Below are 23,815 nucleotides of genomic sequence, written 5' to 3'. Positions count from 1 at the left end.
CTCCTCCCATGGGAATGAAGAATCCCGATGGCCGGAGGTTAAGCCGGTAGGACGCTTGGTTTAAACCCCAGTTGAAGTGGGGAAGGGTTTGGGGCGGGTACGCCTGGTGTCGACATTGGCGGTCAATGTCCCGAGCACGCCGGGCAGTTCCGCGACGGTCCGATCAGGCAGGCCCGCAACGGTTTCCGCGGCCAGCTCGCACCACAGCCGTTTGACCTGCTCGGCCAGTGCGGCGCCGCTGTCGGTGAGTTCGACGATGCTCGCGCGCTTGTCGGTGGGGGCGGGGGTGCGGCGGATGTGGCCGGAGGCTTCGAGTTTGCGTGTCATCAGTGTGACGCTCGGCGGTTCGCAGCCCAGTGCCTCGCTCAGCTGTGCCTGGATCCTCGGGCCGGTCCTGGCGAGCTCCAGCAGCAGCGCCTCCTGGCCAGGATGCAGGCCGAGTGGCGCCAAAAGCGTTGCGGCCCTGGCCCTATGGCGCAAGCTGAGCAGGCGGATGGCCTGGTTGATGGCGTCGGCGCTTGCGAAGTCCACTGGCTCTCCTTGAGAGGGTTTAGTTACGTGCATAACAGTTATGTGCGTAACTAATTCTAACTCGAGGGAGTCGGACATGACCGTGCGGGTCGCCGTCATCTACTACAGCGCGACGGGCAGCGTGCACGCGCTCGCGCGGGCCGTCGCCGAGGGAGCCACCGCGACAGGAGCCGACGTGCGGCTGCGGCGGGTCGCCGAACTGGCCCCCGACGCCGCGATCGACCAGAACCCGTTGTGGCGGCGGCACATCGACGCCACCGCCACGGTCGCCGAGGCTACGGTCGACGACCTGGCGTGGGCCGACGCGTTCGCCTTCGGTACGCCGACACGGTTCGGTGCCCCGGCCGCGCAGCTCAAGCAGTTCATCGATCAGACGGGCGGGCTGTGGCGCGAGGGCGGGCTGGCGGGCAAGCCCGTGACGGCCTTCACCTCGGCGTTCCATCGGCACGGCGGTAGCGAGGCCACGATCCTGTCGCTGGCCAACGTGTTCTACCACTGGGGTGCGCTGATCGTGCCGCCCGGATTCACCGATCCGGTCGTCTCCGCCGCGGGCGGCAACCCGTATGGGACGTCGTTCGTGAGCGGTCCGGACGGTGGCGGCCCGGACGCGGCGGCGCTGGCGGCGGCCGAATATCAGGGGCGCAGGCTGGCCGAGATCGCGACCCGGCTGCATGGCGCGCTGGCCGCGAGTCGGTCATGAGCAGCACTACGGCACAGCGGACCAGCGAATCCTCATGGCTGGTCCTGGCTTTGGCGTGTGCGTGCCAGTTCGTGGTGATCCTCGACTCGTCCATCGTGAACGTCGCACTGCCCTCGATCCAGCGTGACCTCGGCTTCACGGCCACCGGCCTGGCCTGGGTGGTGAACGGCTACCTGCTCACCTTCGCCGGGTTCATGCTGCTGGGTGGGCGTGCCGCCGACCTGTTCGGCAGGCGGCGGATGTTGATCGCCGGGCTGTCGCTCTTCGCCGCCGCGAGCCTGGTCGCCGGGCTCGCGACCACGCCGCAGATCCTGGTGGCGGCTCGCCTCGCGCAGGGTATCGGCGCCGCCGTGCTCGCCCCGGCCACACTCGCCGTGATCAACACCGGATTCGTCGAAGAGCGTTCGCGGGCAAGGGCATTCGGCGCGTGGTCCGCGGCGGGCGGCGTCGGCGGCATGGCGGGCGCGCTCGCGGGCGGCGCCATCACCACCGGGCTGTCGTGGCGGTGGGTGTTCCTGATCAATGTGCCGATCGGCGCGGTGCTGATCGCGGTGGCCGTGTGGTCGCTGGCGGGCACGGTGACCGGTCGGCGGGAATCACTCGATCTGGCAGGCGCGCTCACCGGGACGGCGGGGCTCGGCGGGCTGATCTACGGGGTCATGCACGGCGCCGACCACGGCTGGTCCTCGGTGCAGGTCCTCGGACCGGTCGCGGCGGGCGTACTGCTGCTCGCCGGGTTCGTCGCGGTGCAGGCGCGCACCGTCCGGCCGATGATGCCGTTGCGGCTGTTCGGCATTCGGCGGGTCGCCGTCGGCAACCTCATGCTGGTGCTGTTCGGCGGGATCGCCATCGCGATGTGGTACTTCACGTCGCTGTTCCTGCAAAACGTCCTGGGCTACAGCGCCTTCGGCGCCGGGCTCGGGCAGACACCCGCCGCCGTGGTGTTCCTGCTCATCGCCCGATGGGCCGCGGCGCTGCTGCCGCGCACCGGCGTGCGGCCGCTGATCCTGACCGGAAGTGCTTGCTTCCTGGCCGGTTTCGGCTGGCTCGCCCAGGCGGGCGCGCACACCGAGTACGCCACCGGCGTACTCGGGCCGACACTGCTCATCGCGATCGGCATCGGACTCACCTTCCCCACCCTCATGGCCGCCGCGACCGCCGACGCACCCGAGCGTGACGCGGGCATCATCGGCGGCATGGCCGCCACCGCAAACCAAGTGGGCGGCTCGGTCGGCCTCGCGGTCCTCGCGACGGTGGCCGGAACCGCGAACGCCTACGACCACGTGTTCGCGGTGGCCGCCGGGCTCGGTGTGATCATCGCCGCGGTCGGCATGCTGCTCCCGCGACGCGGCGGACCGGTGGCCTGAGCCGGAAAACGACGATCGGCGCGGTAGCCCATCGTTCGATGGATCACCGCGCCGATTGTTTTTCCCTCTTCACTGTATAGCGCACCGGGGGCCTTGCGGCAAGGCCAGGGTGATGCTGCACAATCGCTGACCTAAGTAAGAACGTGCGACATGGGAGTAGCGAATAGTGCGTGTGGATACCGACGTGATCATCGTGGGCGCAGGTCCGGCCGGACTGATGCTGGCCAGCGAGTTGCAGCTGGCGGGGGTGCGCCCGGTGGTGCTGGAGCGGGCGCCGCAGCCACGCAACGTCCCCAAGGCGCACGGCCTCAGCGGCCAGATCCTGCAACTGCTGAGCTACCGCGGCCTGCTGGAGCGGGTCACCGGGGCCACCACCGACCCGATCCCGGCCCCCCAATTCCCGTACGGCGGTGTGCAGGTGAGCCTGACGCATCTGGCCGATCCGCCGCTGGACGCGCTGCCGCTGCCGCAGGCGCGACTCGAGCACCTGCTCGCCGAGCACGCCGGTGACCTCGGCGCCGAGATCCGCCGCGGCCACGAGGTGACCGGGATCGGCCAGGACGACTCCACGGTCACCGTGGACGTACAGGGACCGGACGGGGCATACCAGCTGACCGCCCGCTATGTGATCGGCTGCGACGGTGCGCGCAGCCGGGTCCGCGACCTGGCGGGAATTCCGTTCCCCGGCACCACCTATCCGGAGGTCAACCGGGTGGCGCAGGTCACCGTGCCGGATTCGGTGACCATGCTCGACAACGGCGACCTCGAGGTCCCCGGGCTCGGCCGGGTCGCCGCCGGATTCACCCGGACCGAGCGCGGCGTATTCGCGGTCGGCTCGCTCACCCCCGGCGTGCTGTTCCTGCAGACCACCGAGGACGAATCCGTCGAATACGACGACGACAAGCCGATGACCATGGACGAGCTGCACGCCAGCATCCGCCGCATCCTGGGCGGCGATATTCCCCTCGGCGAACCACAGCGGCTGTCGCGCTACACCTTTCAAGCGCGGCAGGCCGAACGCTACCGGGACGGGCGGATCCTGCTCGCCGGCGACGCGGCCCACCTGTTCCCCGCCACCGGCATCGCGATGAACGTCGGCATGCTCGACACCGTCAACCTCGCCTGGAAGCTCGCCGCCGTCCTCGACGGCGGAGCGCCGGACTCGCTGCTCGACACCTACCACACCGAACGCCACTACGCCGGCGCGCGGATGATGCAGCAGACCCAGGCCCAGGTGGCGCTGCGCCGCAGCTACGACCCTGCCGCGGAAGCACTTCGGGCGGTGTTGCAGGAACTGCTCGCCGACGAGCAGCCCGCTCATCGCCTGGCGTCCATGGTCGCGGGCACCGACGTCCGCTACCCGATGCCCGGCGCCGAGCACGCGCTGGCCGGAACCTTCGCACCCGACCTCACCCTGCGCACCGGCGAAAGCGTCACCAGCGTCGCGGAACTCATGCACACCGCACGTCCGGTCTTCCTCGACCTCGCCGACCGATCCGACCTGCGCGAGATCGTCCGCGAGTGGGACTCTCGCGTCGAGATCGTCACCGCCGATGCCGACGACCGCCCGGCCGACGCGCTGCTGATCCGTCCCGACGCCCATATCGCCTGGGCCGCAACCGGAGACGGATCAGCGGAAGGGCTGCGGGAGGCACTGCTGTCCTGGTTCGGTGCGCCGGAACCTGCGGCCACCGCGGTCTGAATCCGGGGCTGCCCGAGTTCGGTTGCACGGTAAGCGAACTCGGGCAGCGGTTCGGTTCGGCGAGACTATCGAGCGATGAGTTCCGATTCCGGAACCGCCAGCCAGCCGAACAACTCCCGATAGAACCCGGCGGTCACCTCAGGACGATCGTCGCCGTACAGATCCGGATCGAGCGGATAACCCATCGTTTCGACGAGGTAGGCGAGCATTCGATACGACGGCCGGAACCTCGCGAAAGCCGTTGCGGCGCCGGGCCACACCGTGCCGGGCACCGTCGGGACCATGGTGTCGCGCTCGTAAACCGCGTCGAGCGAAACGATCAGCCACCGCCCACCACGCCGCTCGACCCGATACACCAGCCGCGCATACGACGTGAGATCCACCTCCACCCCATCGATCTCGGTCCGGATCTCGATGGCCGTCGGCAACTCCACCACCGCCCGGTCCCCGCGCACCTCGGCAACCGGCGGACTGTTCCGATGCCGCGATGCCGTCCCACCTGCCGCCATGCGCCGAGACCCCGTCACGAAATCCGCGCCGCTCCCGTCGAACCAGCTCAACCGCACCCTCGAGTCCACCGCGAAGCACTCACCCATCCGGTCCCACCACCCCCGATCCCGCGCCTGCCGCTCCCGCAACACCACCTGCTCCACCTCGATCGTCGCCACCTCCCCACCTTGGCTTCGCGAACCCGCCCGATCCAATACACAGCTCTGCTACCTGCCATAACCACTACTTATCGCGAGTGGTTCCAGGCAGACGGGTACCGGTGCGTCGCCGTGAGCGAATCGAAATGGGCGGGCGCACGAGGCACCGGATGAAGCCGGACAGCTCACGCGCACCCCGGCCCGTAGCGCATGTCCTTGCGGGGATGTCGGCTATGCTGGCGGCGATGACTACCGGGACGGCTTTGCGCCACACACGGATTGGTGACCCGGTGCTCTGCTGAGCGCCGGATGGGCCGCGCGGGCCCCGCCTCCGTCGTCGTTGATCACGAGCTCGACACATCGACGACGACAGGAGAATTCATGCTGATCAAGGATCTACAGATCCCTACTTCCGATGGTGAGGCCGATGGTTTCGCCGCCTTCCCCGACGATGGTCGGCGGCATCCGGGGGTGCTGATGTATCCGGACGGGCTCGGGATTCGGCCCGTGCTGCGGGAGATGGCACTCGAATTGGCGGGGCGCGGGTATTACGTGCTGGTCCCCAACTTCCTCTACCGGCACGGCCCTTCACCGGTGCTCGACCTTCCCGAGTACATCGGCGAGGAGGCCAGGCCGGCGGTTTTCGCACAGCTGATGCCCATGATCGAGGCACACACCGCCGATCGGGTGCTGCGCGACGCCGACGCCTTCCTCGAGTTCCTCACCACGCAGCCCGAGGTCGGTGCGGGACCGGTCGCGGTGACCGGCTACTGCATCGGCGGGCTGCTGGCGATGCGCACCGCCGCGGCCCACCCCGGCCAGGTGGCGGCCGTCGCCGGGTTCCACAGCCCGGTGACGGGCGACATCCAGCTCTCCGAGATCACCGCGCGGGTTCACCTCGGCCACGCCGAAACCGACCTGACGCCAGAGGGTCTCGCCGAGCTCAACCGGGCACTGGACGCCGCCGGTGTCGACTACACCTCCGAGATCTACCCCGGCACCATCCACGGCTTCACCATGTCCGACACCGACGCCTTCGATGCCGGTGCGCTGCAGCATCATTGGGACCGCCTACTCGCCCTCCTCGCACGCACCCTCTGACCCGTCGCCGAGTGTGCACTCGCGCAGGATTCGCTGGCGCTCAGTGCACGCTCGGCGATGTTTGATGGACTGCTCACGAAGCCGCCTTCGACAAGGCCACCAAGCCTCGGCGACCCGTGCCGCGCCGGTATGGCGGATTACGGGGTTCCGTCGGCGAGTGCGTGGTGGATGATGTCGCGCACGGTGTGGGTGAGCCTATTGCTGGTCCGTGCAATGACACGATTGGTGGAGGTCGAGGGTGTCGAATCGATGGGAGTGCCAGATCAGGCGGGAGCGGTCCTCGGGGTAGGGGGCGGTGACCGGCTCGGTGCCGTAGATACGGGTGGTCCGGTTGTTCGGATCATAGGGTGCCCAACCGGGATCGCCGGTGGTCGCGAAGTTGAGCCAGTCGCTGCGCATGTAGTGGGCGACCCGGTCGACCTCGGACGCGGCGTTCGGGAAGGCCAGAGGATGGTCGCGCACCTCGTCGGCGGTGAGCGTACCGAAGACGAGCAGCAGGTCGAGGCTGTGCGAGGCGCCCTGGTCCTGGCGGTAGCCCCAGCACAGTTCGTAGTTCCATACTCGGCCGCCGCCACGGTGTTTCGCGTCGGCGAGATGCAGGCTCGGCATCCGGAACAGCCAGTCGGCGTGGACGAGCTCGTACAGTTCCCCGGCAGTGGCCTCGGTGTAGACGGCGCGATAGCCACTGCCGGAGGGCGGTGCGAGACGGTCGAGTGCAGCGCTCAATTGCTCCTCGGTGACCTCCCGGCCGAACAGCGGATTGAAAAGCCGGAATTCGTCACGGGTGTGGCCGACGAGCACGTCGATATCCCGCGCAGCGCCGCCCGCCAGCGCCTGCCACGGTGCGTGCGGCAGGGCGTCGCCGTCGACGACGGGGGAGAACGGTGTCGGCGTCAGCGCCATCGGCCCCCAGGAATCGACGAATCCCGGCATCCGCCGGATGATTTCGGAGGTCGCGCCGATCAGCGCATGCGGTGGGATACGGGCCAGCTCGTCGACAGTGGCTCGCGCACCGAGCTCCGCGGCGATCGTCGTCGAGATCGCGGCGGCGAGCCCGGTCGCGAAGTAGGTACCCGGGACGCTCTGGGCAATCGCCCGATGAAACAGTCCCGCGGCCAACGGTGTACTCAGCAGTGCCGCAACAGAACCCGCGCCTGCGGACTGCCCGAAGACGGTGACATTGCCCGGATCCCCGCCGAAGGCGGCAATAGTGTCCTGCACCCAGCGCAACGCGGCAGCCTGGTCGAGAACGCCACGATTGTCCGGCGCACCGGCGATATGGGCCCAACCTTCGAAACCGGTCCGATAGTTCATGCTGACCAGCACCACCCCGGCCCGGGCCAGCGTAGTTCCGTCATGATGCGGGTTGGCCGAGGTGCCATCGAGGTAGGCGCCCCCATGGATCCACACCAGTACCGGCAGCCCGGCGGCGCCGAGGTCGGGCGACCAGACATTGAGGGTCAACCAGTTATCGGAGGCAGGGGTCGGGCAGCCTGTCTGGGGAACCGGCGGGCCGAACTCCAGCGCGTCGCGGATGCCGTCCCATGGCCGCGCCGCCACGGGGGCCGCGAATCGACGCGCGCCGACCGGTGATTCGGCGTAGGGGATGCCGCGGAAGACTGCGACGCCATCCGCCCACCTGCCACGAACGATCCCGGCACCCGTGCGAATTTCAGGTTCGACGCTCACCCCACTAACCGCGGGCGGCCAATTTCGCGCGGGCGGCGTCGAACCAGGCCTGGGTCTCGATCAGTCCCGACTCGATGTCCTTGCGGGCGCCCTGGAATCCGTACAGATCTCCGGCGAACCGGGTCAGTACCGAGCCCTCGTGCTCGTCCAGGGCCTCCAGGAGGTCCGTGTCGCCCAGGAGGTAGGCGACGGCGGCGATGTCTCCGCTCGACCAGACCTCGCGGTACTCGCCCCATCCGTGCTGCCGGACCGCCAGGGCTCGCTCGACCAACTCCGCTTGCAGGGCCTCACGTTCGGCGTCGCTGGGGCGTCGCGATTTGAGATGATCCCAGCTGACCGGTGCTGAATCGGACATGCTGTGATCGTAACCAGCCCGTCGGGGCAGCCGTCATCCCCCGGCGAGGCGCGCCGCCGCGTGGCCGGCGATGTAGCTGTGCAGGCGCGCGACCGCCGGGGTGGGGCGGTGGCGGCCGCGGACGAGGCCGATCGTCCGGTCGCGCGCAGCGGTGAGAGCGATCCGACGTAGGTCCGGGTGGGGCGTTTCGGGTTCGGGGAGCAGGGAGATGCCGAGGCCGTGGGCGACGAGGGAGCGCAGGGTTTCGAATTCGGTGATCTCGAAGGTGACGTTCGGCGTGAATCCTGCCTCGGCGCACCAGGAGTCGAGCAGGTGACGCAGATGATAGGTGGGCGGGTTGGCGATGAAGACTTCGTCGGAGAGCTCGGCGAGGTCGACGGCGTCGCGGGTGGCGAGACGATGGTCGTGCGCGACGTAGAGGTGAATGCGCTGGTGTCCCAACGGTATTGACGGCAGGTCGACGGGGGAGGGGATCATCACGGCGAGGTCGAGCCGACCGTCGCGGATCAGATCGGCGAGTGCTTCGCCGTGTGCCTGGACGAGATGCAGCCGGATTCGCGGTGCGACGGTGTGGAAGTCGGTCAGCAGCGCCGGCACGCTGATCGGGCCGAGGGTGAGCGGGAAGCCGAACCGGACGAGTCCGCTGTCGGGGTCGGCATTGCCGCGCACCACGGTGACGGCGTCGTCGAGTGCGCGGACGAGTCCATGTGTGCGTTCGAAGAGTTCGCGTCCGGCGGGTGTGAGCGCGATGCCTCGCCCGACCGGCTGGAACAGCTGCACTCCGAGAGTCTTCTCGACGGCTTTCAACCGTCGGCTCAGCGAGGATTGCGGAACTCCCAGCGCCTGCGCGGCGCGGGTGATGTGCCCCTCATCGGCGGTGATATCGAAGGCCGCGAGCAGCGGTATCAGTGCTGCTATCCGCGCCGACGAGGACTCATCCATATGTGGATGATAACCGTCCGATCTTGGTTGTAGACGGATGAATTCGGCGCGCGCGACGATGTGCGCATGGCAACAGCGCACACAACGATCGTGAAACCGCCTGCCTCGGAGGACATTCTCGACGTCGCGTTGATCGGCGGCGGCATCATGTCCGCGACGCTCGGCGCGATGATCGCAAAGCTGCAACCGGACTGGTCGATGGTCATGTTCGAACGGCTCGGCGAGGTCGCGGCCGAGAGTTCGAACGCGTGGAACAACTCGGGAACCGGGCATGCCGGATTGTGCGAGCTGAATTACATGCCGGACCCGGATGATCCGGTGAAAGCCGATCAGATCGCCGGACTGTTCCAGCTGTCAAGGCAGTTCTGGGATCGGCTGGTCGAGGACGGCCTGCCCGCCCGGTTCCGCACTCCCGCACCACATATGGATGTTGTCTTCGGCGACCGCGATGTGGACTACCTGCGTCGGCGCTACGCCACGTTGCGCACCCTGCCGCTGTTCGCCGCGATGCGATACACCGAGGATCCCGAGGTGATCGCCGAATGGGCGCCGCTGCTGATGGCCGGGCGCGACCACGGCGAACCGATGGCCGCCACCCGGTACGAGGCGGGCACCGATATCGACTTCGGTGCTCTCACAAGCGGGTTGGTCGAGCTGATGACCGCCGCCGGTGCACAGGTGCGGCTCGGGCACGAGGTGGCCGGGCTACGCCGCGGCCGGGATGGGATCTGGACGATCAGGGTGCGCGATCGTGATGGTAAGCGGCGCAGCATCATCCGCGCCAGATTCGTATTCGTCGGTGCGGGCGGCCATGCGCTGAAGCTGTTGCAGAAAGCCCGCATTCCGGAGGTTCGCGGTTATGCGGTCTTTCCCTTCGGCGCACAGTTCCTGCGAACAGACAACCCCGAGGTGGTCGGGCGGCACACGGCGAAGGTCTACAGCCAGGCCGGGCTCGGTGCACCCCCGATGTCGGTGCCGCACTTGGACAAACGCGTGGTCGACGGCCGCGAATCGCTGCTGTTCGGCCCCTACGCCACCTTCAGCACTCGCTTGCTCAAACACGGCAGGCTCACCGATCTCTTCACGACTCTGCGCCTCGGTAACCTCGCGGTGCTGGCGGCAGCCGGCATCCGGAATCTCGGACTGGTCAAATATCTGATCGGGCAACTACTTTCCACGCGTCGCCGGAAATTCGCTCAGCTACAACGCTTCTACCCGGACGCCGACCCCGCCGACTGGTACCCGGTCCAGGCCGGGCAACGCGCGCAGCTGGTCAAGCCGGACCCGCGCGAGATCGGCGTCCTTACCTTCGGTACCGAACTGGTGACGGGCGCGGACGGCACGATCGCCGGGCTGCTCGGCGCTTCGCCGGGTGCGTCGACCGCCCCGGCGATCATGGTCGACCTGCTGGCGCGATGCTTCCCGGACGAGCTCCCGCGGTGGGAGCCCATGCTGCGCAAGATGATGCCGGCTCCGGAGTGACGCTCATCGTATCGACATTCCTCGAATTGTCGGTTCTAGGGACCTATACTGCGGATATGGCGAAGACTCCAGCCGAACCGGACCCCCGCCTGGTGCAGGCCATGCGCGCGCTCGCGAACCCGATGCGATTGCAGCTGCTGCAATGGCTGCGCGATCCGGAGCGCAACTTCGTGCTGGACGGGGCGATCGCGGATCCGCACGAGGTCGGCGTCTGCCTGACCCACATCCAGGCCAAGGTGGGGCTCGCGCAGTCGACGGTGTCCGCGTACATGACCGAGCTGGAGCGTGCCGGTCTGGTGCGCTCGACCCGGATCGGCAAGTGGACCCACTATCAGCGCGACGAAGACCGCATCGCCGCGCTGGTCACCGAGCTCGGCCAAAGCCTCTGAGGCGCTAGCGAACTGGAGGTGTGAGCCGGGCGCCACTTGACATCATATCGATAATTCGCGATGCTACGATACATCGAGAAAATCCGATATAACGATGCGTCACGCTCGAGGAGTCACCTGATGAACACCATCGACGGCCGGGATCTGGGCACGTTCGGGATCTACACCTGGGATTTCGAGCACCGCTCGGCCGCACAGATCCGCGCCGACGTCCAGGAACTGGAAGACCTTGGCTGGCAGAGCCTCTGGTTCCCCGAGGTCGGCGGCCGCGAAGCCTTCACCCACGCCGGGCTGCTACTCGCCGCCACCGAGCGCATGCGCATCGTCAACGGGATCGCCAAGATCGGCCAGCGCACCGCCCTCGCCACTCACGGCGCCGCCGAGCTACTCACCGACGCCTACCCCGGCCGATACGTCCTCGGGCTCGGCATCAGCGACGGGCTACCGGGCGTCAAGCCGCTCGCGGCGATCACCGGTTACCTCGACGAACTGGACGCACTCGCCGCCGACGCCCCGCCGATCCCTCGCGTACTGGCCGCCTACGGCCCCAAGATGCTCGAACAGGCCCGCGACCGCGCGGCAGGCGCGCACACCTACAAGGTCACCGTCGAGCACACGGCCCAGGCGCGAGAAATACTGGGCCCCAACGCATTCCTCGGCGTCGAACACGCGGTCCTCTTCGAATCCGACCCCGCTACCGCCCGCAGCATCGCCCGCAAACACCTGCACGTCTACCTCAACACCCCCTTCAACGTCGCCAAATACCGCCGCCTCGGCTACTCCGAAGACGACATCACCGGCGGCGGCAGCGACCGCATAGTCGACGACCTGGTCTTCTGGGGCAACCCCGACACCGTCGCCGACAAACTCCGCACCCACATCGACGCAGGCGCCGACCACGTCGCCGCCCAGGTAATCGGCATCACCCCGGGCGAATCCGCCATGCCCCAGTGGCGCCTGCTCGCCGAAGCCCTACTCCCCGAACCCATCTCGGCCTGAGCCCACCCCGCTCGGACCGCGAGCACCGTGCCCAGCGGACGGACTCCTACCGGCGGCGGCCTTGCGACGGGTCGGCGGAGATGAACAGATTGCCCACCTCGGCCAGCCAGTGCTGTCTCAACTGTTCCGGCGATCGCATCCACCGAGCTTAGACGCCGCGGCGAGTTCCGCTGTGCGCCTTGGCTTGCGCTACTGTCGCGCAGGTGTACTGGGATCCGCTTGCGACCATCGGGATGTCGGCAGAATGGCCGCTGGTCATCTACCCGCAGAGTCGACTCGGACCGTCGGCGGACTATCTGCGTGGAGCGTGGGCCGACAAGGACTGGCGCAACGTGCCCGGGCCGTTCTATGGGGCGGGAACCGACAACTGTGGTACGGGTCGGTTGAACGCGCCGGGGCACGTGATCTATGAGGACTGTTTCGCGGAGGTCGTCTACCGTCAGCCGCGCACTCCGCACGAGGTGCATCTGCTGTTGAGTGCGGCCTACAGCGATCCGTTCTGCCATTACGCCTGCGACGGCGACGACCACTGGACTCTGTCGCTGGTGCGGGACTGGTGGGCCGACCGCGACCGTCTGCTCGCTTGGATCCACACGATGGGGGAGGAATGGTCGGTCAGCGCCAGCGCGGATGATCGCGAAGCCGCTGCCGGACTGCGCGACTACGCGGCATACGTATCCGGTGCCTTGGAAACCCATCTGCGCGAGTACGGATTCTGGCTCGAATACCGCCGTCCAGCGACACCCGGCGAAGCTTTGCCCGACCTCGGCCCAGCCCTGACCGAGCAGTGATGCTGGGACGCGCCACGACAGGCATCGCTGGGTAGCATGCAGCGCATGGCCATCAAACTCGAGAACGTCGGCGTCACTGTTCGCGACCTCGAAGCGGCGATCGCGTTTTTCACCGACCTCGGTCTCACGGTCGTCGGCCGCGCGACAGTGAGCGGCGAGTGGACCGACATCGCCGTCGGCCTCGATGGCAACCACGCGAACATCGCGATGCTCCAGACGCCGGACGGTCATGGTCGCCTCGAGCTGTTCGAGTACATCCATCCCGAAGCGATCGAGTCGAATCCCACGCGTCCCAACGAGATCGGCATGCATCGCGTCGCGTTCTCGGTCGATGACATCGACAAAGCCCTCGAGATAGCCGCGAAGCACGGCTGCCATCCGCTTCGTGGTGTGGCGACCTATGAGGACGTCTACAAACTCACCTACGTCCGCGGTCCGAGTGGCATCCTCGTGATGCTCGCCGAGGAGCTGAAGCAGGGCTGATTGTCCTCGAACGCCGGATCGCCTGAACCTGCGCAGTGTCAGGACATGGCCTAGCCGCGGGCAGCCAACTTCGCGCGGGCGGCGGCGAACCAGGCCTGGGTTTCGAGCAGTCCCGACTCGATTTCCTTACGCGCGCCCTGGAATCCGTACAGGTCACCGGCGAACCGGGTCAGGATCGAACCCTCGTGTTCGTCGAGGCTCTCCATGAGGCCGGTATCGCCCAGCAGGTAGGCGACGGCAGCGACCTCCCCGCTCGACCAGACGTCGCGGTACTCGTCCCACCCGTGCAGCCTGACCGCGAGCGCCCGCTCGACCAGCTCCGCTTGCCGGGCCGCACGTTCGGCGTCGCTGGGACGACGCGGTTTGAGGTGATCCCAGCTGATCGATGCTGAATCGGACACGCTGTGATCGTAACCAGTCGTTGTCCGCTGGCCGGGCTCCGGATCGTGCCCGCTCACCCGTCGACGAGGTTCGCTGTGCGCGTCGGACGCGGATCTGTGCGTTGCAGCTCGGTCCACCCCGTCCAGCCGCGTTCGCCCAACAGCTCGACCAGTCGGCGGATCGGTGGCGCGGTGTCGGATGCCAATGTGTCGAGCAGGTCGGCCAACGGTGGCTCGATGGTGCCGCTGATGTAATCCTCGCCGTGCTGGTCGGCCAGTTGTGTCAGGTAGGCGGCCATCGCGTCGACCAGTCTGATCAGTGTCGGGTCGCTGTCGGTCTGGTCGAGGGACTGGCTCAGGGTGAGGTAGAAGTCGATCAGTGGTGGGTGGGTGAGTTGTTCTCGCTTGCGTGCCATCAACGTGGGGACTTTCTCGGGGGAGTGGGCGGCGAGCGGGATCCAGCCGTCGCGTTCGACCTCGACGATGCGCTCGTCGACCCCGAGTGCCCGCAGGTGGTCGAGGAATTCGACCACTTCCGGTGGCAGGGACAGGTTGTCTCCGGCGGCGAGGTGGGCGATCCGCTCGCGGTGCCGTTGCCGCTGCTCGATCTCCGCCCGCAGGCGCTCGTCGATTTCCGCTGTCGCGGTGGCGAACTCGTCCGCGTCGGCGTGGAGCAGCTCGCGCACGCGCGCGAGCGGGACACCGGCCTCGGCGAGGGTGCGGATCCTGATCAGTTCGACCACTGCGCCCGCGCTGTATCGGCGATAGCCGGAGTGGTCGCGTTCCGGTTCCGGCAGTAGACCTTTCGCGTGATAGTGCCGCACCGCGCGCACCGTCACCCCGGCATACGCGGCCAGCTGGCCGATCGTCAGCATCGGACCAGTCTCCTATCGATTCAGCGAATCACGCTGGCCGACCGGGGTTTGCGTCTTCCGGATCAGCTGGGCGACCTCCGGGGCGTGGGTGACGACCAGCGCGTGGGTGGCATCGAGCCGGGACACAGTGATATCCGGCCGTTCGCGGACGAGGCGCTCGATCCCGGCCCGCCACAGCCGATTGTGCCGTGGCGCACGCCCTTCGGCGCTGTCGCCTGCCATCGAGGTCGACATGATCAGGTGGATCGGGCACTCGATCGTGCGATACCGGTCGAGGATGCCGGGCCCGACCACGTCGATGTCGAGATCGATACCGGAACGGAGCACGTCCAGTTCGAGGTTGAGGTCGAGGATTTCCCGTGCGGTGAGCGACATTTGGCGCGCGGTGCCCGCGAGGCTCTGGTGCCACGTCGCGACGTTCTCCCACATCGCGCGCAACTCCGGCAGGTCGATCGCGGTGATGAACGGTGCGGGAATCGGATTCGCACCGTCGATGAGGACGAGTCCGGCGACGGTGTCAGGGTACGCGGCGGCGTAGTGCGCGATCAGGTCCGCGCCGTAGGAGTGGCCCGCGAGCACGGGCGCCGAGGGCAGGCCGAGTCGTCCGACCTCCGCCAGCACGGCGGCGAAATCGCCGAGAAACGCGTCGAAGGAGTACCGGTCGGCGGCCGAGGAGAGGCCGTGGCCGCGCAGGTCGAAGCTCAGCACATCGAAATCCCGGCGCAACAGCGCGAGGAGTTCGTGCAATTCGGCCTGTGTCGACGTCAGGCCGGGGCAGAAGACCAGCGGGCGTCCCGCACCGCCGCGCGACACCGGAATCGTGACACCCTCGTGCTGAACCATGAACCCCTGCACCGCACCAGTTTTCGTAGTCATGCCGACCATGCTGCGGGGTTGACGCTGCGTCAGGGTCAACCCCGCCTACTGCGTCGCGGCGAGGGTCAGCTGCCTGCGGTGGTGGTTGTAGTGCTCGCCGGGGAAGCGATAGATGTCGGCGAGGGTCATGTAGTCGTGGAAGTAGGGGTCCCAGCGGGTCGGGTAGTGCATGCCGCGGGTGAGGCTTCGAGCGGTCTCGCGGGCGAGGGAGCGCTGCAGGGCGTCGAGGACGCGATCGAGTTTGCCGCCCATGCGGTAGCGGTTGAAGACGCGGGCGGCATGGCAGGAGCCGTAGTAGTTGAAAGTGTGGAACGGGCCGGTGGCGGCGTTGAGCCCGGCGGCGAACGCGCGGCCGACCGGATGCGGGAGCCTGCCGAAGAATCTGGCGATGATGAGGAGCTTCTGGGTGATCATGTAGCCGAAGGCCATGTGGAACAGCAGCTGTTCGTTGGTCCAGCGGGTGCCGGATGTGGGTGCGGCCCACTCGGTTTCGCGAGCGTTGTCCAGCAGGTGGTGGAAGTCCGCACGGACCCGTTCGAGGTCGGCGGCCAGTGCGTCGCGGTCGATAGGCGAATCGGTCATCCAGGCCCCGCGGATTCGACGGTGTGGTCAGGGCTGCCGATTCATCGTCTCACCGCTGAGACCGCGACGGTACTGGTCATCACTCCGCGGTACGGGAGTGTGGGAGGACGACAGCGTCGGCGGCCGCGGGGGACGCCGGATAGCAGACGGTGACCAGTCCGAGGCCGAGGAACACGCCGAGTAGTTGGGCGGCAATGAATCCGGGCGCGGAGGTGGGCGCGATGCCGGCGAAGGTGTCGGTGAAGATCCGGCCGATGGTGACCGCGGGGTTGGCGAAGGAGGTCGAGCTGGTGAACCAGTAGGCCGCGCCGATCCAGGCGGCGACCGCGGCTGGTGCCAAGGCGGCACGGCCGGTGCGGGCCAGGGCGAAGATCAGCGCGATCAGGCCTGTGGTGGCGACGATTTCACCGACGAGGCGGCCGCTGTCGACGCGGTGCTGGGTCGAGATCTGCGCGGCCGAATAGGCCGCGGCTTCGGCGCCGCTCAACCCGGCGTGGGTTCGCCGCCCAGCGAGCCAATCAGCAAGGGAGACAGCAGGATTGAAGTGCGCGCCGGACACAGGGCCGAACAGTAGGATCAGCGCCGCCAAGCCGAAGACGGTGGCGGTCGAGTTCTCCAGCAACTGCAACCCGACATTGTCGGGGGAAAGGTGCTGAGCGGCGATGCCGGAGCCGACGACGACAGCGACCAGGGCGGCGGTGCCGATGGCCTCGGCCACCAGTCGCCGCGCCAGGGTGGGTGCCGCGTTCACGCGGGCGCGGCGGCGGGCAGCAGGACGTCGGAAAGTCGTTGCAGGGCTTCGGGAACGACCCGGTAGTAGACCCAGGTGCCGCGCCGTTGCGAGGTCAGCAATCCGGCCTCCCGCAGCACCTTCAGATGGTGGGAGATGGTCGGCTGGGACAGGTCGAACGCCGGGGTCAGCTCGCAGACGCACACCTCCTCGCCGCCCGCGGCGGCGATCAGCGACAGCAACCGCAGCCGGACCGGGTCACCGAGCGCCTTGAAGGTGGCGGCCAGTGCGGCCGCGGGCTCGGCGTCCAGTGGCGCGGACAGCGTGGTGGTGCAGCAGTTCGTCGACGCGATCACCGGAAGCCCTTGTTTCGACACACGTCAATATTGACAGATATCTATTCAGCGCGCCACACTTGCATCGATAGTCATCAATACAACCCGGTCAACGGAGTATCACCCTCCGGTTTCGGGTGTTTCGAGAGGGAGTGATTCCCATGTCAGAGCAGAATCTCGAGCTGCGGGAGACCGTGCGGGCGCGCTATGCGGCCGCCGCGACCGTCGTCGCCGGGGGCGGGGTGGCCGAGGATTGTTGCGGCAGCGACTGCGGTGCGACCGGAGCGGTGAAGATCGAGGAGGGTTTCGGCGCGAGCCTGTACGGATCCGCCGACCGGGACGCGCTGCCGATCCAGGCGGTGGCCGCGTCGCTGGGGTGCGGAAATCCGACCGCGGTCGCCGACCTGCGCGAGGGAGAGACGGTGCTGGATCTCGGCTCGGGCGGCGGGATCGACGTACTGCTGTCCGCGCGCCGGGTCGGCGCGTCCGGCAAGGCGTTCGGCGTCGACATGACCGACGAGATGCTCTCGCTCGCCCGGGACAACGCCGCCGAAGCAGGCATCACCAATGTCGAGTTCCTGAAGGGCACGATCGAATCGATTCCGCTGCCCGGCAACAGTGTCGACGTGGTGATCTCCAACTGTGTGATCAACTTGTCGACCGACAAACCCGCGGTGTTCGCCGAGATGGCGCGGGTGCTGGTGCCCGGCGGGCGGATCGGGATCGCCGACGTGGTCGCCGACGACGCGCTGACCCCGGCGCAGCGGGGCGAGCGCGGGGATTACGTCGGCTGCATAGCGGGTGCGCTGTCGTTCTCCGAATATCGAAACCGCCTGGAAGCGGCCGGGTTCGGCGAGATAGAGATCACCGCGACCCACGCGGTCGCCGACGGGATGCACTCGGCCGTCGTGAAAGCCGTCAAACCCGCCGTCGAGCGCGGTTGCTGCGCCGGTGATTGCTGCTCGGCGCAGTAGCCGGGTTCGAGCTCGGCTCCGGTCGCCGCGCGCGGCTCAGCAGCGTCGGCCGGGCCGGGCTTCGGCGCGGGTGTGGGTGCGGCCGTCGTTACGAGATGGACCTGAGCTGGCCGCGAGGTCGGCGGAGGTCGTCGATGGCCGCCGTCGTTTGCTCGTCCGCGGGGTGGAAGACCACGAGTTGCTGTGCGTCGGTGAGGAGTTCGAGCGATTGGCGTTCGAGCCGAAGCTCGTGCCCGGCCGGGTGATGGAGCCGAAGCAGCCCTCGGCGCGGCACCACGTGATGGTTCAGGCGGCCGGTGAAGTCGGGGCCCGCGATCGGGGTGAGTTCGGCGGTGAACCACTCGAGGTTCTCGACCGAGGGCGCGAGCCACAGGTCGAACGCGTGCTCGTCCGCGATGTCGTCCCAGTCGGCGAAGAAGGTCCTGGCGCGGGGATCGGTGAACACATAGCGGGTCAGGTTCGGTGGGGTGGTGTCGAACAGTCCGGTTCCGGCAGTGAGTGTTTCGAAGCCGCTGGTGTGCGCGAGGACGTCGCCGAGCCGGTTGGTCACGATGGCGATGCCCGGCTCGAGGAGGTCGAGAGTCTTGCGCACCGCCGCGCGCACCTGACGCGGCGGTGGTGTGGGCCGGAACCGTGGGGAACAGACATCGCCGGTGATCTTCGCGAGATAGCGCAGATGGGTGCGTTCGGAGGGGTCCAGGCGCAGCGCATCGGCGAGTGCGTCGACCATCACCGGTGAGGGATTGCGATCGCGACCTTGCTCTATGCGAGTGAGGTATTCGACGCTGATGCCGGCCGACACGGCGAGATCCTGCCGGCGCAGCCCCGGTGATCGGCGGCGGTCGCGGTGCGGCAGGCCGAGGGATTCCGGTTGGATGCTGTCGCGTTTGGCGCGGATGAAATTTCCCAACGGCGTTCCCATAGCGCGAGCCTACGGCGCTGCCCGCTGATCGAGGAGGGCTCAGGGTGGCCTTTCGGGGGCCAGCCTGAGCATGGTCTGGCTACCCGCGTCGCGCGGCCCGATCGTGAGTGGCATGGAGAAGTCGAGAGTGCATTCCGGGCACGCGCTGCTGGTGTGGGGATTGCTGGTAGTCGCCGCGAACCTACGGGCGAGTTTGACCGGTGTCGGGCCGTTGCTGGATCGGATACAGGCGGATTTGCATCTGGCTCCGGCGGTAGTCGGCCTGCTGAACACGGTGCCGCTGTTGGGTTTCGCGATCCTGTCGCCGATGGTTCCGCGCCAGGCGGCGCGATGGGGTTCCGAGAGACTGCTCGGGGGTGCGCTTGTCGTCCTGACGCTGGGGATCGCGGTTCGGTGGCTGCCGGGCGCACTCGGCCTGTTCACGGGGACCGTGCTCATCGGCGCGGGGATCGCCGTGGGCAACGTGCTCTTGCCGAGCCTGATCAAGCGCGATTTCCCGGACAGGGTTGGGCTACTGACGAGTGCGTACGCCACGGTGATGGGCGGCGTTGCCGCCGTGGCCTCGGGGGTGGCGGTACCGATCGCTGATGTCGCGCCCGGTGGTTGGTACACCGCACTGGGGTGCTGGGTCGTTCTCGCGCTGGTGGCCATGGTGCTGTGGGTGCCGCGGATGCGGGGTCCACGGTCCGCCGCGGGACCGATTCACCGGCACCGGCTTCCGTGGGGATCGCCCCTTGCGTGGGCGGTCACGGCGTTCATGGGGTTGCAGTCGCTGGGCTTCTATGTCGTCGTCACGTGGTTGCCGCAGGTGTTCCAGGACAACGGAGTTGGTGCCGCCACGGCGGGATGGCTGCTGTTCGTGTTCCAAGCGGTCGCGGTGGGGACAAGCCTGGCGGTACCTGCCTTGCTGCGACGAGCGCCTGACCAGCGTGCGCTGGCGGCCATCGGCTCGGCGGTCCTGCTCTTCGGCTATGTCGGCCTGTTGATGGCGCCGGGATGGGCGTTGCTGTGGAGCGTAGTTCTCGGAGCGGGCGGTGGCGCTTGCCTGGTGCTGGCGTTGGCTTTTCTCAGCCTGCGCGCCCAGGACGCGGCCGTGGCGAGTGCGCTGTCGGCGATGGCCCAATCGATCGGCTACCTGCTCGCCGCGATCGGACCGGTGATCTTCGGGCTGCTGCACGGTGTCAGTTCGGGTTGGCGGGCACCGATTCTGCTGCTGTGTGTCGCCGCGGCAGGTCAGACAGTCGTCGCGATGGTGGCGGGCCGGGGCACGGTGCGCCCGGCGTTCGGTCGTGTGCCTTCGCCGGCATCGGAGAAGGTCCCGGCGCCCGGGCGTTGATCATCGTGCGCTGCTCCATGTTTCGGATGCGCCGGGTATCGGGCCGGTATCCCCCTGAGGGGCGAGAACTGGGACGGGCGTACAGGGGAGCCTAGTTTTCGAAGGCTTTCGTAGCGGTTTCGTTTCGTCAGCTGCAACCAAACGTAAACGAAATAACGCCAACGAGATTCGATCGATCAGCAGAGTCTGACCGCCGATAATGTTCACTTATCGGGGGTCAGACTCGAGTGGTGGGGTGATGGGTTCCTCTGGGGTGACACGGGTTTCGTTTCGTGTGAATACGTTGGAAATGACGTAAGTGACGCTACGATTTCCGGGTGTCCAACGTATGCAACTACCCGGGGTGTGTCCGTCCGATTCCTCGCGGCGGTGGGCCGGGGCGGCCGTCGGAATATTGTGATCATCCGGACCACACGCGATGGCGGGCGTGGCGCGAACGTCAACGGCAGCAACAGGACTCAGAGGGGCCCGCCGCTTCCGTCACTGTGACGCCACAGGGTCCGGCTACCGTCGCTCGGCTGCGCGCGGATGAGCTGCTTACTCAGTTCCGTGGACTGGCCGAGCAATTGAGCAATACGGTGAACGCCGCGGTCGCCGAGCTGTCCACCCTGGCGGACCCGTCGGTGGCCGAGGCGCAGGTCCAGGCGGTGCAGGCGGATGCGGCGCGGCGGATCGCGGAGGCCGAGGTCGCCACCGTCGCCGCCGAGCAGTCGCGCCGCGAAGCGGAGGAGGCCCGCGCACTCGCCGAATCCGCCGCCGACGATGCCGCGAGCGCCGCCGAGCACGCGGAAAGCCTGGTCGCCGCGGCGAATACCGCCCGCGACGACGCACTGCGCGAGATCCAGCTGGTCAGCAAGCGCGCCGCGGACGATGTGTTCGCCGCGCGCAGCGAAGCCGAGGCCGAGGTGCGCACCGCGCGCCGCGAGGCCGCCGAAGAGATCGAGCGGATCCGTGCGGAGGCCGCCACCCGGATCGAGCAGGCCGAGCGCCGGGCCGCCCAGGAGATCGCCCACGCCAAGCGGGAGGCCGCCGCGCAGGTCTCGGCGGTGCAATCCGAACGCGATCTCGCCATCCAGCGCGCCGCCGACGCCGAGCGCGTCACCGAACGCGCGGAACAGGCCGCGCTCGAACGCATCGAAGCCGCCACCGAGGCACGCGAGGAATGGCGAAGGGCGCGCACCGAATTGGAGACAACCCGCACCGAACTCGCCGAAACCCGCCGTACCGCCGCCGCCGACCTCGCCGCCGCCCGCGCCGAATCCGCCGCCGCCATCGACAAGGCCCGAGCCGAATCCGCCCAACGCATCGAAGCACTCGACGAAGCCCGCGCCCAAACCCTCGCCCGCGCCGCCCGCGCCGAACACCAACTCGACGAACTCCTCGCGGACGCACGCAAGAGTCCAGCCCGCCCCTAGCGCTATCTGCATGGGATTACCAGGGAAGGATGCCTTCGGTAATTACGGCTGGCGTCCCGAGCTCCGTCGGTCCTCGGACGATGACGTGCGCTGGTCAGGTCAGGGCAAAGTGTCGAACAGTAGTTCAGGATCGAGCGCGACCAGCAGCTCGGCGCGGTCGGTGAGCACGTACCAGCCACGAGCTGTCGCTTCGGCGACCGCGTGTGCTGCGCTGATCAGCGTGTCCGCGTCGGTCTGGTGGCCACGTACGCGCAGCAGCGCCCCCAGCTCGGCGGCGGCGGACCGGTCCAGCACCGGCACCACGGTGTGCGGGGCGTCCAGCAGCGCGGCCAGCGCATCACGATCACGATCGAGGGACTCGGCCGCGGCCAGCACTGCGGCCGGGATGATCACGGTGCCACCGTGTTCCACGAACGACCAGTAGATACCTTGCGGGTACGGGTGATTGTGGCTCCAGCCCAGCACCGCGGCGGTGTCGAACACGATCCCCGACACCGCGGGAATATCGCTCACGCGGCGCCGGAGTGGCCCGGCGCGGTCGCCCAGGCCTCCGCGCTGATCGCGTCGGCTTCGGCCTCGGTCAATGGTGGGAGTCCTTGTAGCGCTCGGCCGCGGTTGATGGCGTCCAGTGGTGGGCGCTTCGGGCCGGCCGCGCCACCGTGAACGGTCTCTGCCATGCGCAGCGACGTCGCGCGGTCCATCCCGGCCTGGACCTGGCTGGCCACGTACTCGCTCACGGACTTGATGCGCCCGGCCGCTCGCCACTGCTCCAAGGTCGCCGCGACATCCTCGGGCACGGTGACGGTAACCTTCCGCGTCTTCGCCATACCGGAATCCTAACCGGTATGGCCTCGGTGGTGAAGTGTCACAGCAGAATCGCCAGCACGACCACGATCGCCACGATGACCACACAGAACGTCAACAGCGGGTAGGTGGGCCGCACCGGCCGGTTGTCGAAGACCCGAGTCGAGAGCCGGATCCGGGGAAGTGTGCGCCTGGGCGCGAACGCACCTTGCCCCTCGCGATGGAGTCGATTGATCAGCCTTGCGGGTTTGCGGCTTTCGCGAGCAGGGCAGCGCGCTCGTCGTCGGTCAACCAGCAGATGGCCAGCGCCTGACGTCATGGGTACTCATGACGTCATGGTGCGCCGGGGTACCGACACGGCCGGGTGCCGAGAATTGTTGTGGTAGTAGAACCCTGGGCGTGGGTCGTCGAGGGATTCGCGCCTCGAGCTGCACCGTCGGCAGGATTACCCAGGCCGTCAGCGATCGGTGGTGAACAGCGGAAGTTGTTGCGCAGCAGAGCTTTGCCCGCCGATCCGGCGTAGGCATCGTGCGCAGGTGACCGCAGCGCGAGTCGGCGCGAGCGCAGTAGGGGACCATCCGGCGACACCGGTATGGCACAGCAGCTCCGGTACCTGCTCCTCGCCGATCCACTGCCCGAGGCTGACCGCGTGCACCGTGCGCCCGGCCCGGACGACGGCGTGCACGCCCGGGTCGCCGAACGCCGCCCGTGTGGACGCAGCGAGAGGGGCGATGTCGGTCATGCGCCCATCGGTACGGATGCCCTACGACATTGGTGCACCACTGCGCGGGCTGAGCCGGGCACGAAGCTCGGCGTTTTCTCGTCTCAGGGCCTGGTTTTCCTTCGCGATCTCCAAGGTTGTCTCGCACAAAGACGGCCAATCGCATTGGTCGCAGTTGGGATAGCGAGCCAAGCTCGCCCAGATGTCGAGCACTTTTTCAAAGAGGCGGTCACTGACCCTACAGCCGCGCAGGAAGGCGACGACCTGCTCGCGCCTACGGGGCAGGCTGGTGTTTCGCGGCGAGACGAGCCAATAGACCGTACTGCGAGGAAGCCCGCCGAAGGCGGCGATCTGACCGCCTGTGTGCCCCGACCACGCCCGGATGGTGCGCAGCAGGGCGAGGAACTCATCTTCCGTTCGAGCGACGACCGGATGCTCCGTGCCGGAATCGTCGATGAGTTTGATGCCCATCACCCTTGTTCTCTCTTGTCAGCGAAAGTGCTTATTGCTCGGACCAGGCGGGGCACGGCGGAACCGCCGGCGCCGGGCGCAACACTGGCCACGATCCCGGCGACCACGGCCAGCGTGATCACCGTCGCGACCGCTGGTGCCATCCCGCGCGCGATCAGCACTGAATCGGTGTGCAAACCAGCGACCACCAGCACACACGTCAAGGTCACCGCAGGC

General features: G+C 67.9%; 29 protein-coding genes. 12 read left to right on the top strand and 17 right to left on the bottom strand.

Going from position 1 to position 23,815, the window contains the following annotated elements; translation table 11 throughout:
* Positions 1 to 60 precede the first annotated feature (60 nt).
* Positions 61 to 531, bottom strand: a complete 471-nt coding sequence (locus ACIG5A_RS06825) for a MarR family winged helix-turn-helix transcriptional regulator (RefSeq protein WP_397238530.1) — start codon at positions 529 to 531, stop codon at positions 61 to 63.
* Positions 532 to 607: 76 nt separating this feature from the next.
* Between ACIG5A_RS06825 and wrbA the strand changes: the two genes are divergently transcribed.
* The 3 genes from wrbA to ACIG5A_RS06810 all read left to right on the top strand — a co-directional run bounded on the left by wrbA (position 608) and on the right by ACIG5A_RS06810 (position 4,300).
* Complete coding sequence (gene wrbA / locus ACIG5A_RS06820) at positions 608 to 1,231, top strand: NAD(P)H:quinone oxidoreductase (RefSeq protein ID WP_397238528.1); 624 nt, start codon at positions 608 to 610, stop codon at positions 1,229 to 1,231.
* Positions 1,228 to 2,598 carry an MFS transporter gene (locus ACIG5A_RS06815; RefSeq protein ID WP_397238526.1) on the top strand — a complete coding sequence of 457 codons (1,371 nt, stop codon included), beginning with the start codon at positions 1,228 to 1,230 and terminating at the stop codon, positions 2,596 to 2,598. Before wrbA ends, ACIG5A_RS06815 begins: the two co-directional genes overlap by 4 nt.
* A gap of 166 nt (positions 2,599 to 2,764) precedes the next feature.
* Positions 2,765 to 4,300, top strand: coding sequence for an FAD-dependent monooxygenase (locus ACIG5A_RS06810; protein WP_397238524.1), 1,536 nt, complete (start codon positions 2,765 to 2,767; stop codon positions 4,298 to 4,300).
* Positions 4,301 to 4,365: 65 nt separating this feature from the next.
* Here the strand turns inward: ACIG5A_RS06810 and ACIG5A_RS06805 are convergent, their stop codons facing one another.
* Positions 4,366 to 4,968 (bottom strand): nuclear transport factor 2 family protein, encoded by a 603-nt coding sequence (locus ACIG5A_RS06805; protein WP_397238522.1) that lies wholly within the window; start codon positions 4,966 to 4,968, stop codon positions 4,366 to 4,368.
* Between the two features lie 360 nt (positions 4,969 to 5,328).
* Here ACIG5A_RS06805 and ACIG5A_RS06800 point away from each other — a divergent pair, with 360 nt between their 5' ends.
* Complete coding sequence (locus tag ACIG5A_RS06800; protein WP_397238520.1) at positions 5,329 to 6,048, top strand: dienelactone hydrolase family protein; 720 nt, start codon at positions 5,329 to 5,331, stop codon at positions 6,046 to 6,048.
* A 195-nt stretch (positions 6,049 to 6,243) separates the two neighbouring features.
* On the opposite strand, the gene ACIG5A_RS06795 is transcribed toward ACIG5A_RS06800, so the two are convergent.
* The 3 genes from ACIG5A_RS06795 to ACIG5A_RS06785 are packed head-to-tail and all read right to left on the bottom strand — an operon-like array spanning position 6,244 to position 9,034.
* Positions 6,244 to 7,737 (bottom strand): carboxylesterase/lipase family protein, encoded by a 1,494-nt coding sequence (locus tag ACIG5A_RS06795; RefSeq protein ID WP_397238518.1) that lies wholly within the window; start codon positions 7,735 to 7,737, stop codon positions 6,244 to 6,246.
* Positions 7,738 to 7,741: 4 nt separating this feature from the next.
* Positions 7,742 to 8,092 (bottom strand): hypothetical protein, encoded by a 351-nt coding sequence (locus tag ACIG5A_RS06790; protein WP_397238516.1) that lies wholly within the window; start codon positions 8,090 to 8,092, stop codon positions 7,742 to 7,744.
* 33 nt (positions 8,093 to 8,125) lie between these two features.
* Complete coding sequence (locus ACIG5A_RS06785; RefSeq protein ID WP_397238514.1) at positions 8,126 to 9,034, bottom strand: LysR family transcriptional regulator; 909 nt, start codon at positions 9,032 to 9,034, stop codon at positions 8,126 to 8,128.
* A 66-nt stretch (positions 9,035 to 9,100) separates the two neighbouring features.
* On the opposite strand from ACIG5A_RS06785, the gene mqo reads away from it, so the two are divergent.
* From mqo to ACIG5A_RS06760, 5 genes are all read left to right on the top strand, one after another.
* On the top strand, positions 9,101 to 10,516 hold the full coding sequence (gene mqo, locus ACIG5A_RS06780) for a malate dehydrogenase (quinone) (RefSeq protein WP_397238512.1): 1,416 nt from the start codon (positions 9,101 to 9,103) through the stop codon (positions 10,514 to 10,516).
* 56 nt (positions 10,517 to 10,572) lie between these two features.
* A complete protein-coding gene (locus ACIG5A_RS06775; RefSeq protein WP_397238510.1) occupies positions 10,573 to 10,905 on the top strand; it encodes an ArsR/SmtB family transcription factor in 333 nt (110 codons plus the stop codon).
* A 120-nt stretch (positions 10,906 to 11,025) separates the two neighbouring features.
* Positions 11,026 to 11,904, top strand: a complete 879-nt coding sequence (locus ACIG5A_RS06770; protein WP_397238508.1) for a TIGR03620 family F420-dependent LLM class oxidoreductase — start codon at positions 11,026 to 11,028, stop codon at positions 11,902 to 11,904.
* Between the two features lie 203 nt (positions 11,905 to 12,107).
* Complete coding sequence (locus ACIG5A_RS06765; RefSeq protein ID WP_397238506.1) at positions 12,108 to 12,695, top strand: ferredoxin; 588 nt, start codon at positions 12,108 to 12,110, stop codon at positions 12,693 to 12,695.
* Between the two features lie 45 nt (positions 12,696 to 12,740).
* A complete protein-coding gene (locus ACIG5A_RS06760) occupies positions 12,741 to 13,178 on the top strand; it encodes a VOC family protein (RefSeq protein ID WP_397238504.1) in 438 nt (145 codons plus the stop codon).
* A 50-nt stretch (positions 13,179 to 13,228) separates the two neighbouring features.
* On the opposite strand, the gene ACIG5A_RS06755 is transcribed toward ACIG5A_RS06760, so the two are convergent.
* The 6 genes from ACIG5A_RS06755 to ACIG5A_RS06730 all read right to left on the bottom strand — a co-directional run bounded on the left by ACIG5A_RS06755 (position 13,229) and on the right by ACIG5A_RS06730 (position 16,977).
* The gene (locus ACIG5A_RS06755) at positions 13,229 to 13,579 is read right to left on the bottom strand and encodes a hypothetical protein (RefSeq protein WP_397238502.1); all 351 of its coding nucleotides are present in this window, start codon (positions 13,577 to 13,579) and stop codon (positions 13,229 to 13,231) included.
* Positions 13,580 to 13,632: 53 nt separating this feature from the next.
* Complete coding sequence (locus tag ACIG5A_RS06750) at positions 13,633 to 14,433, bottom strand: MerR family transcriptional regulator (RefSeq protein ID WP_397238500.1); 801 nt, start codon at positions 14,431 to 14,433, stop codon at positions 13,633 to 13,635.
* Positions 14,434 to 14,445: 12 nt separating this feature from the next.
* Positions 14,446 to 15,309 (bottom strand): alpha/beta fold hydrolase, encoded by an 864-nt coding sequence (locus ACIG5A_RS06745; RefSeq protein ID WP_397238497.1) that lies wholly within the window; start codon positions 15,307 to 15,309, stop codon positions 14,446 to 14,448.
* Between the two features lie 45 nt (positions 15,310 to 15,354).
* On the bottom strand, positions 15,355 to 15,891 hold the full coding sequence (locus ACIG5A_RS06740) for a DinB family protein (RefSeq protein WP_397238495.1): 537 nt from the start codon (positions 15,889 to 15,891) through the stop codon (positions 15,355 to 15,357).
* 79 nt (positions 15,892 to 15,970) lie between these two features.
* Complete coding sequence (locus ACIG5A_RS06735) at positions 15,971 to 16,642, bottom strand: aquaporin (RefSeq protein WP_397238493.1); 672 nt, start codon at positions 16,640 to 16,642, stop codon at positions 15,971 to 15,973.
* A complete protein-coding gene (locus ACIG5A_RS06730) occupies positions 16,639 to 16,977 on the bottom strand; it encodes an ArsR/SmtB family transcription factor (protein ID WP_397238843.1) in 339 nt (112 codons plus the stop codon). The genes ACIG5A_RS06735 and ACIG5A_RS06730 overlap by 4 nt, the downstream gene beginning before the upstream one ends.
* Positions 16,978 to 17,117: 140 nt before the next feature.
* Here ACIG5A_RS06730 and arsM point away from each other — a divergent pair, with 140 nt between their 5' ends.
* Positions 17,118 to 17,930 (top strand): arsenite methyltransferase, encoded by an 813-nt coding sequence (gene arsM, locus ACIG5A_RS06725; protein WP_397238491.1) that lies wholly within the window; start codon positions 17,118 to 17,120, stop codon positions 17,928 to 17,930.
* A gap of 88 nt (positions 17,931 to 18,018) precedes the next feature.
* Here the strand turns inward: arsM and ACIG5A_RS06720 are convergent, their stop codons facing one another.
* Complete coding sequence (locus ACIG5A_RS06720) at positions 18,019 to 18,852, bottom strand: helix-turn-helix transcriptional regulator (RefSeq protein WP_397238489.1); 834 nt, start codon at positions 18,850 to 18,852, stop codon at positions 18,019 to 18,021.
* Positions 18,853 to 18,964: 112 nt separating this feature from the next.
* On the opposite strand from ACIG5A_RS06720, the gene ACIG5A_RS06715 reads away from it, so the two are divergent.
* Positions 18,965 to 20,188 carry a CynX/NimT family MFS transporter gene (locus ACIG5A_RS06715; RefSeq protein ID WP_397238487.1) on the top strand — a complete coding sequence of 408 codons (1,224 nt, stop codon included), beginning with the start codon at positions 18,965 to 18,967 and terminating at the stop codon, positions 20,186 to 20,188.
* Between the two features lie 485 nt (positions 20,189 to 20,673).
* The gene (locus ACIG5A_RS06710) at positions 20,674 to 21,603 is read left to right on the top strand and encodes a hypothetical protein (protein WP_397238485.1); all 930 of its coding nucleotides are present in this window, start codon (positions 20,674 to 20,676) and stop codon (positions 21,601 to 21,603) included.
* Between the two features lie 99 nt (positions 21,604 to 21,702).
* On the opposite strand, the gene ACIG5A_RS06705 is transcribed toward ACIG5A_RS06710, so the two are convergent.
* The 5 genes from ACIG5A_RS06705 to ACIG5A_RS06685 form a co-directional block, all read right to left on the bottom strand.
* On the bottom strand, positions 21,703 to 22,116 hold the full coding sequence (locus tag ACIG5A_RS06705; protein WP_397238483.1) for a hypothetical protein: 414 nt from the start codon (positions 22,114 to 22,116) through the stop codon (positions 21,703 to 21,705).
* Positions 22,113 to 22,430, bottom strand: a complete 318-nt coding sequence (locus tag ACIG5A_RS06700; protein WP_397238481.1) for a hypothetical protein — start codon at positions 22,428 to 22,430, stop codon at positions 22,113 to 22,115. Before ACIG5A_RS06700 ends, ACIG5A_RS06705 begins: the two co-directional genes overlap by 4 nt.
* A 38-nt stretch (positions 22,431 to 22,468) precedes the next feature.
* Positions 22,469 to 22,726, bottom strand: coding sequence for a hypothetical protein (locus ACIG5A_RS06695; protein ID WP_397238479.1), 258 nt, complete (start codon positions 22,724 to 22,726; stop codon positions 22,469 to 22,471).
* Between the two features lie 138 nt (positions 22,727 to 22,864).
* Positions 22,865 to 23,149, bottom strand: coding sequence for a hypothetical protein (locus tag ACIG5A_RS06690; protein ID WP_397238477.1), 285 nt, complete (start codon positions 23,147 to 23,149; stop codon positions 22,865 to 22,867).
* 21 nt (positions 23,150 to 23,170) lie between these two features.
* On the bottom strand, positions 23,171 to 23,599 hold the full coding sequence (locus ACIG5A_RS06685; protein WP_397238475.1) for a hypothetical protein: 429 nt from the start codon (positions 23,597 to 23,599) through the stop codon (positions 23,171 to 23,173).
* Positions 23,600 to 23,815: the final 216 nt, after the last annotated feature.

Origin of the sequence: Nocardia sp. NPDC052566, assembly GCF_044547285.1 — a bacterium.
Classification (GTDB): domain Bacteria; phylum Actinomycetota; class Actinomycetes; order Mycobacteriales; family Mycobacteriaceae; genus Nocardia.
The sequence above is the reverse complement of the archived record's forward strand: the minus strand, read 5'-3'. Positions and strand labels throughout refer to the sequence as shown.

What these genes read in the sequence shown, in the direction of transcription:
- wrbA (WP_397238528.1), top strand. Translation starts at nt 608, where the DNA reads ATGACCGTGCGGGTCGCCGTCATCTACTACAGCGCGACGGGCAGCGTG.
- ACIG5A_RS06815 (WP_397238526.1), top strand. Translation starts at nt 1,228, where the DNA reads ATGAGCAGCACTACGGCACAGCGGACCAGCGAATCCTCATGGCTGGTC.
- ACIG5A_RS06800 (WP_397238520.1), top strand. Translation starts at nt 5,329, where the DNA reads ATGCTGATCAAGGATCTACAGATCCCTACTTCCGATGGTGAGGCCGAT.
- ACIG5A_RS06790 (WP_397238516.1), bottom strand. Translation starts at nt 8,092, where the DNA reads ATGTCCGATTCAGCACCGGTCAGCTGGGATCATCTCAAATCGCGACGC.
- ACIG5A_RS06785 (WP_397238514.1), bottom strand. Translation starts at nt 9,034, where the DNA reads ATGGATGAGTCCTCGTCGGCGCGGATAGCAGCACTGATACCGCTGCTC.
- mqo (WP_397238512.1), top strand. Translation starts at nt 9,101, where the DNA reads ATGGCAACAGCGCACACAACGATCGTGAAACCGCCTGCCTCGGAGGAC.
- ACIG5A_RS06775 (WP_397238510.1), top strand. Translation starts at nt 10,573, where the DNA reads ATGGCGAAGACTCCAGCCGAACCGGACCCCCGCCTGGTGCAGGCCATG.
- ACIG5A_RS06770 (WP_397238508.1), top strand. Translation starts at nt 11,026, where the DNA reads ATGAACACCATCGACGGCCGGGATCTGGGCACGTTCGGGATCTACACC.
- ACIG5A_RS06760 (WP_397238504.1), top strand. Translation starts at nt 12,741, where the DNA reads ATGGCCATCAAACTCGAGAACGTCGGCGTCACTGTTCGCGACCTCGAA.
- ACIG5A_RS06750 (WP_397238500.1), bottom strand. Translation starts at nt 14,433, where the DNA reads ATGCTGACGATCGGCCAGCTGGCCGCGTATGCCGGGGTGACGGTGCGC.
- ACIG5A_RS06745 (WP_397238497.1), bottom strand. Translation starts at nt 15,309, where the DNA reads ATGACTACGAAAACTGGTGCGGTGCAGGGGTTCATGGTTCAGCACGAG.
- ACIG5A_RS06740 (WP_397238495.1), bottom strand. Translation starts at nt 15,891, where the DNA reads ATGACCGATTCGCCTATCGACCGCGACGCACTGGCCGCCGACCTCGAA.
- arsM (WP_397238491.1), top strand. Translation starts at nt 17,118, where the DNA reads ATGTCAGAGCAGAATCTCGAGCTGCGGGAGACCGTGCGGGCGCGCTAT.
- ACIG5A_RS06720 (WP_397238489.1), bottom strand. Translation starts at nt 18,852, where the DNA reads ATGGGAACGCCGTTGGGAAATTTCATCCGCGCCAAACGCGACAGCATC.
- ACIG5A_RS06715 (WP_397238487.1), top strand. Translation starts at nt 18,965, where the DNA reads ATGGAGAAGTCGAGAGTGCATTCCGGGCACGCGCTGCTGGTGTGGGGA.
- ACIG5A_RS06700 (WP_397238481.1), bottom strand. Translation starts at nt 22,430, where the DNA reads ATGGCGAAGACGCGGAAGGTTACCGTCACCGTGCCCGAGGATGTCGCG.
- ACIG5A_RS06695 (WP_397238479.1), bottom strand. Translation starts at nt 22,726, where the DNA reads ATGACGTCAGGCGCTGGCCATCTGCTGGTTGACCGACGACGAGCGCGC.
- ACIG5A_RS06690 (WP_397238477.1), bottom strand. Translation starts at nt 23,149, where the DNA reads ATGACCGACATCGCCCCTCTCGCTGCGTCCACACGGGCGGCGTTCGGC.
- ACIG5A_RS06685 (WP_397238475.1), bottom strand. Translation starts at nt 23,599, where the DNA reads ATGGGCATCAAACTCATCGACGATTCCGGCACGGAGCATCCGGTCGTC.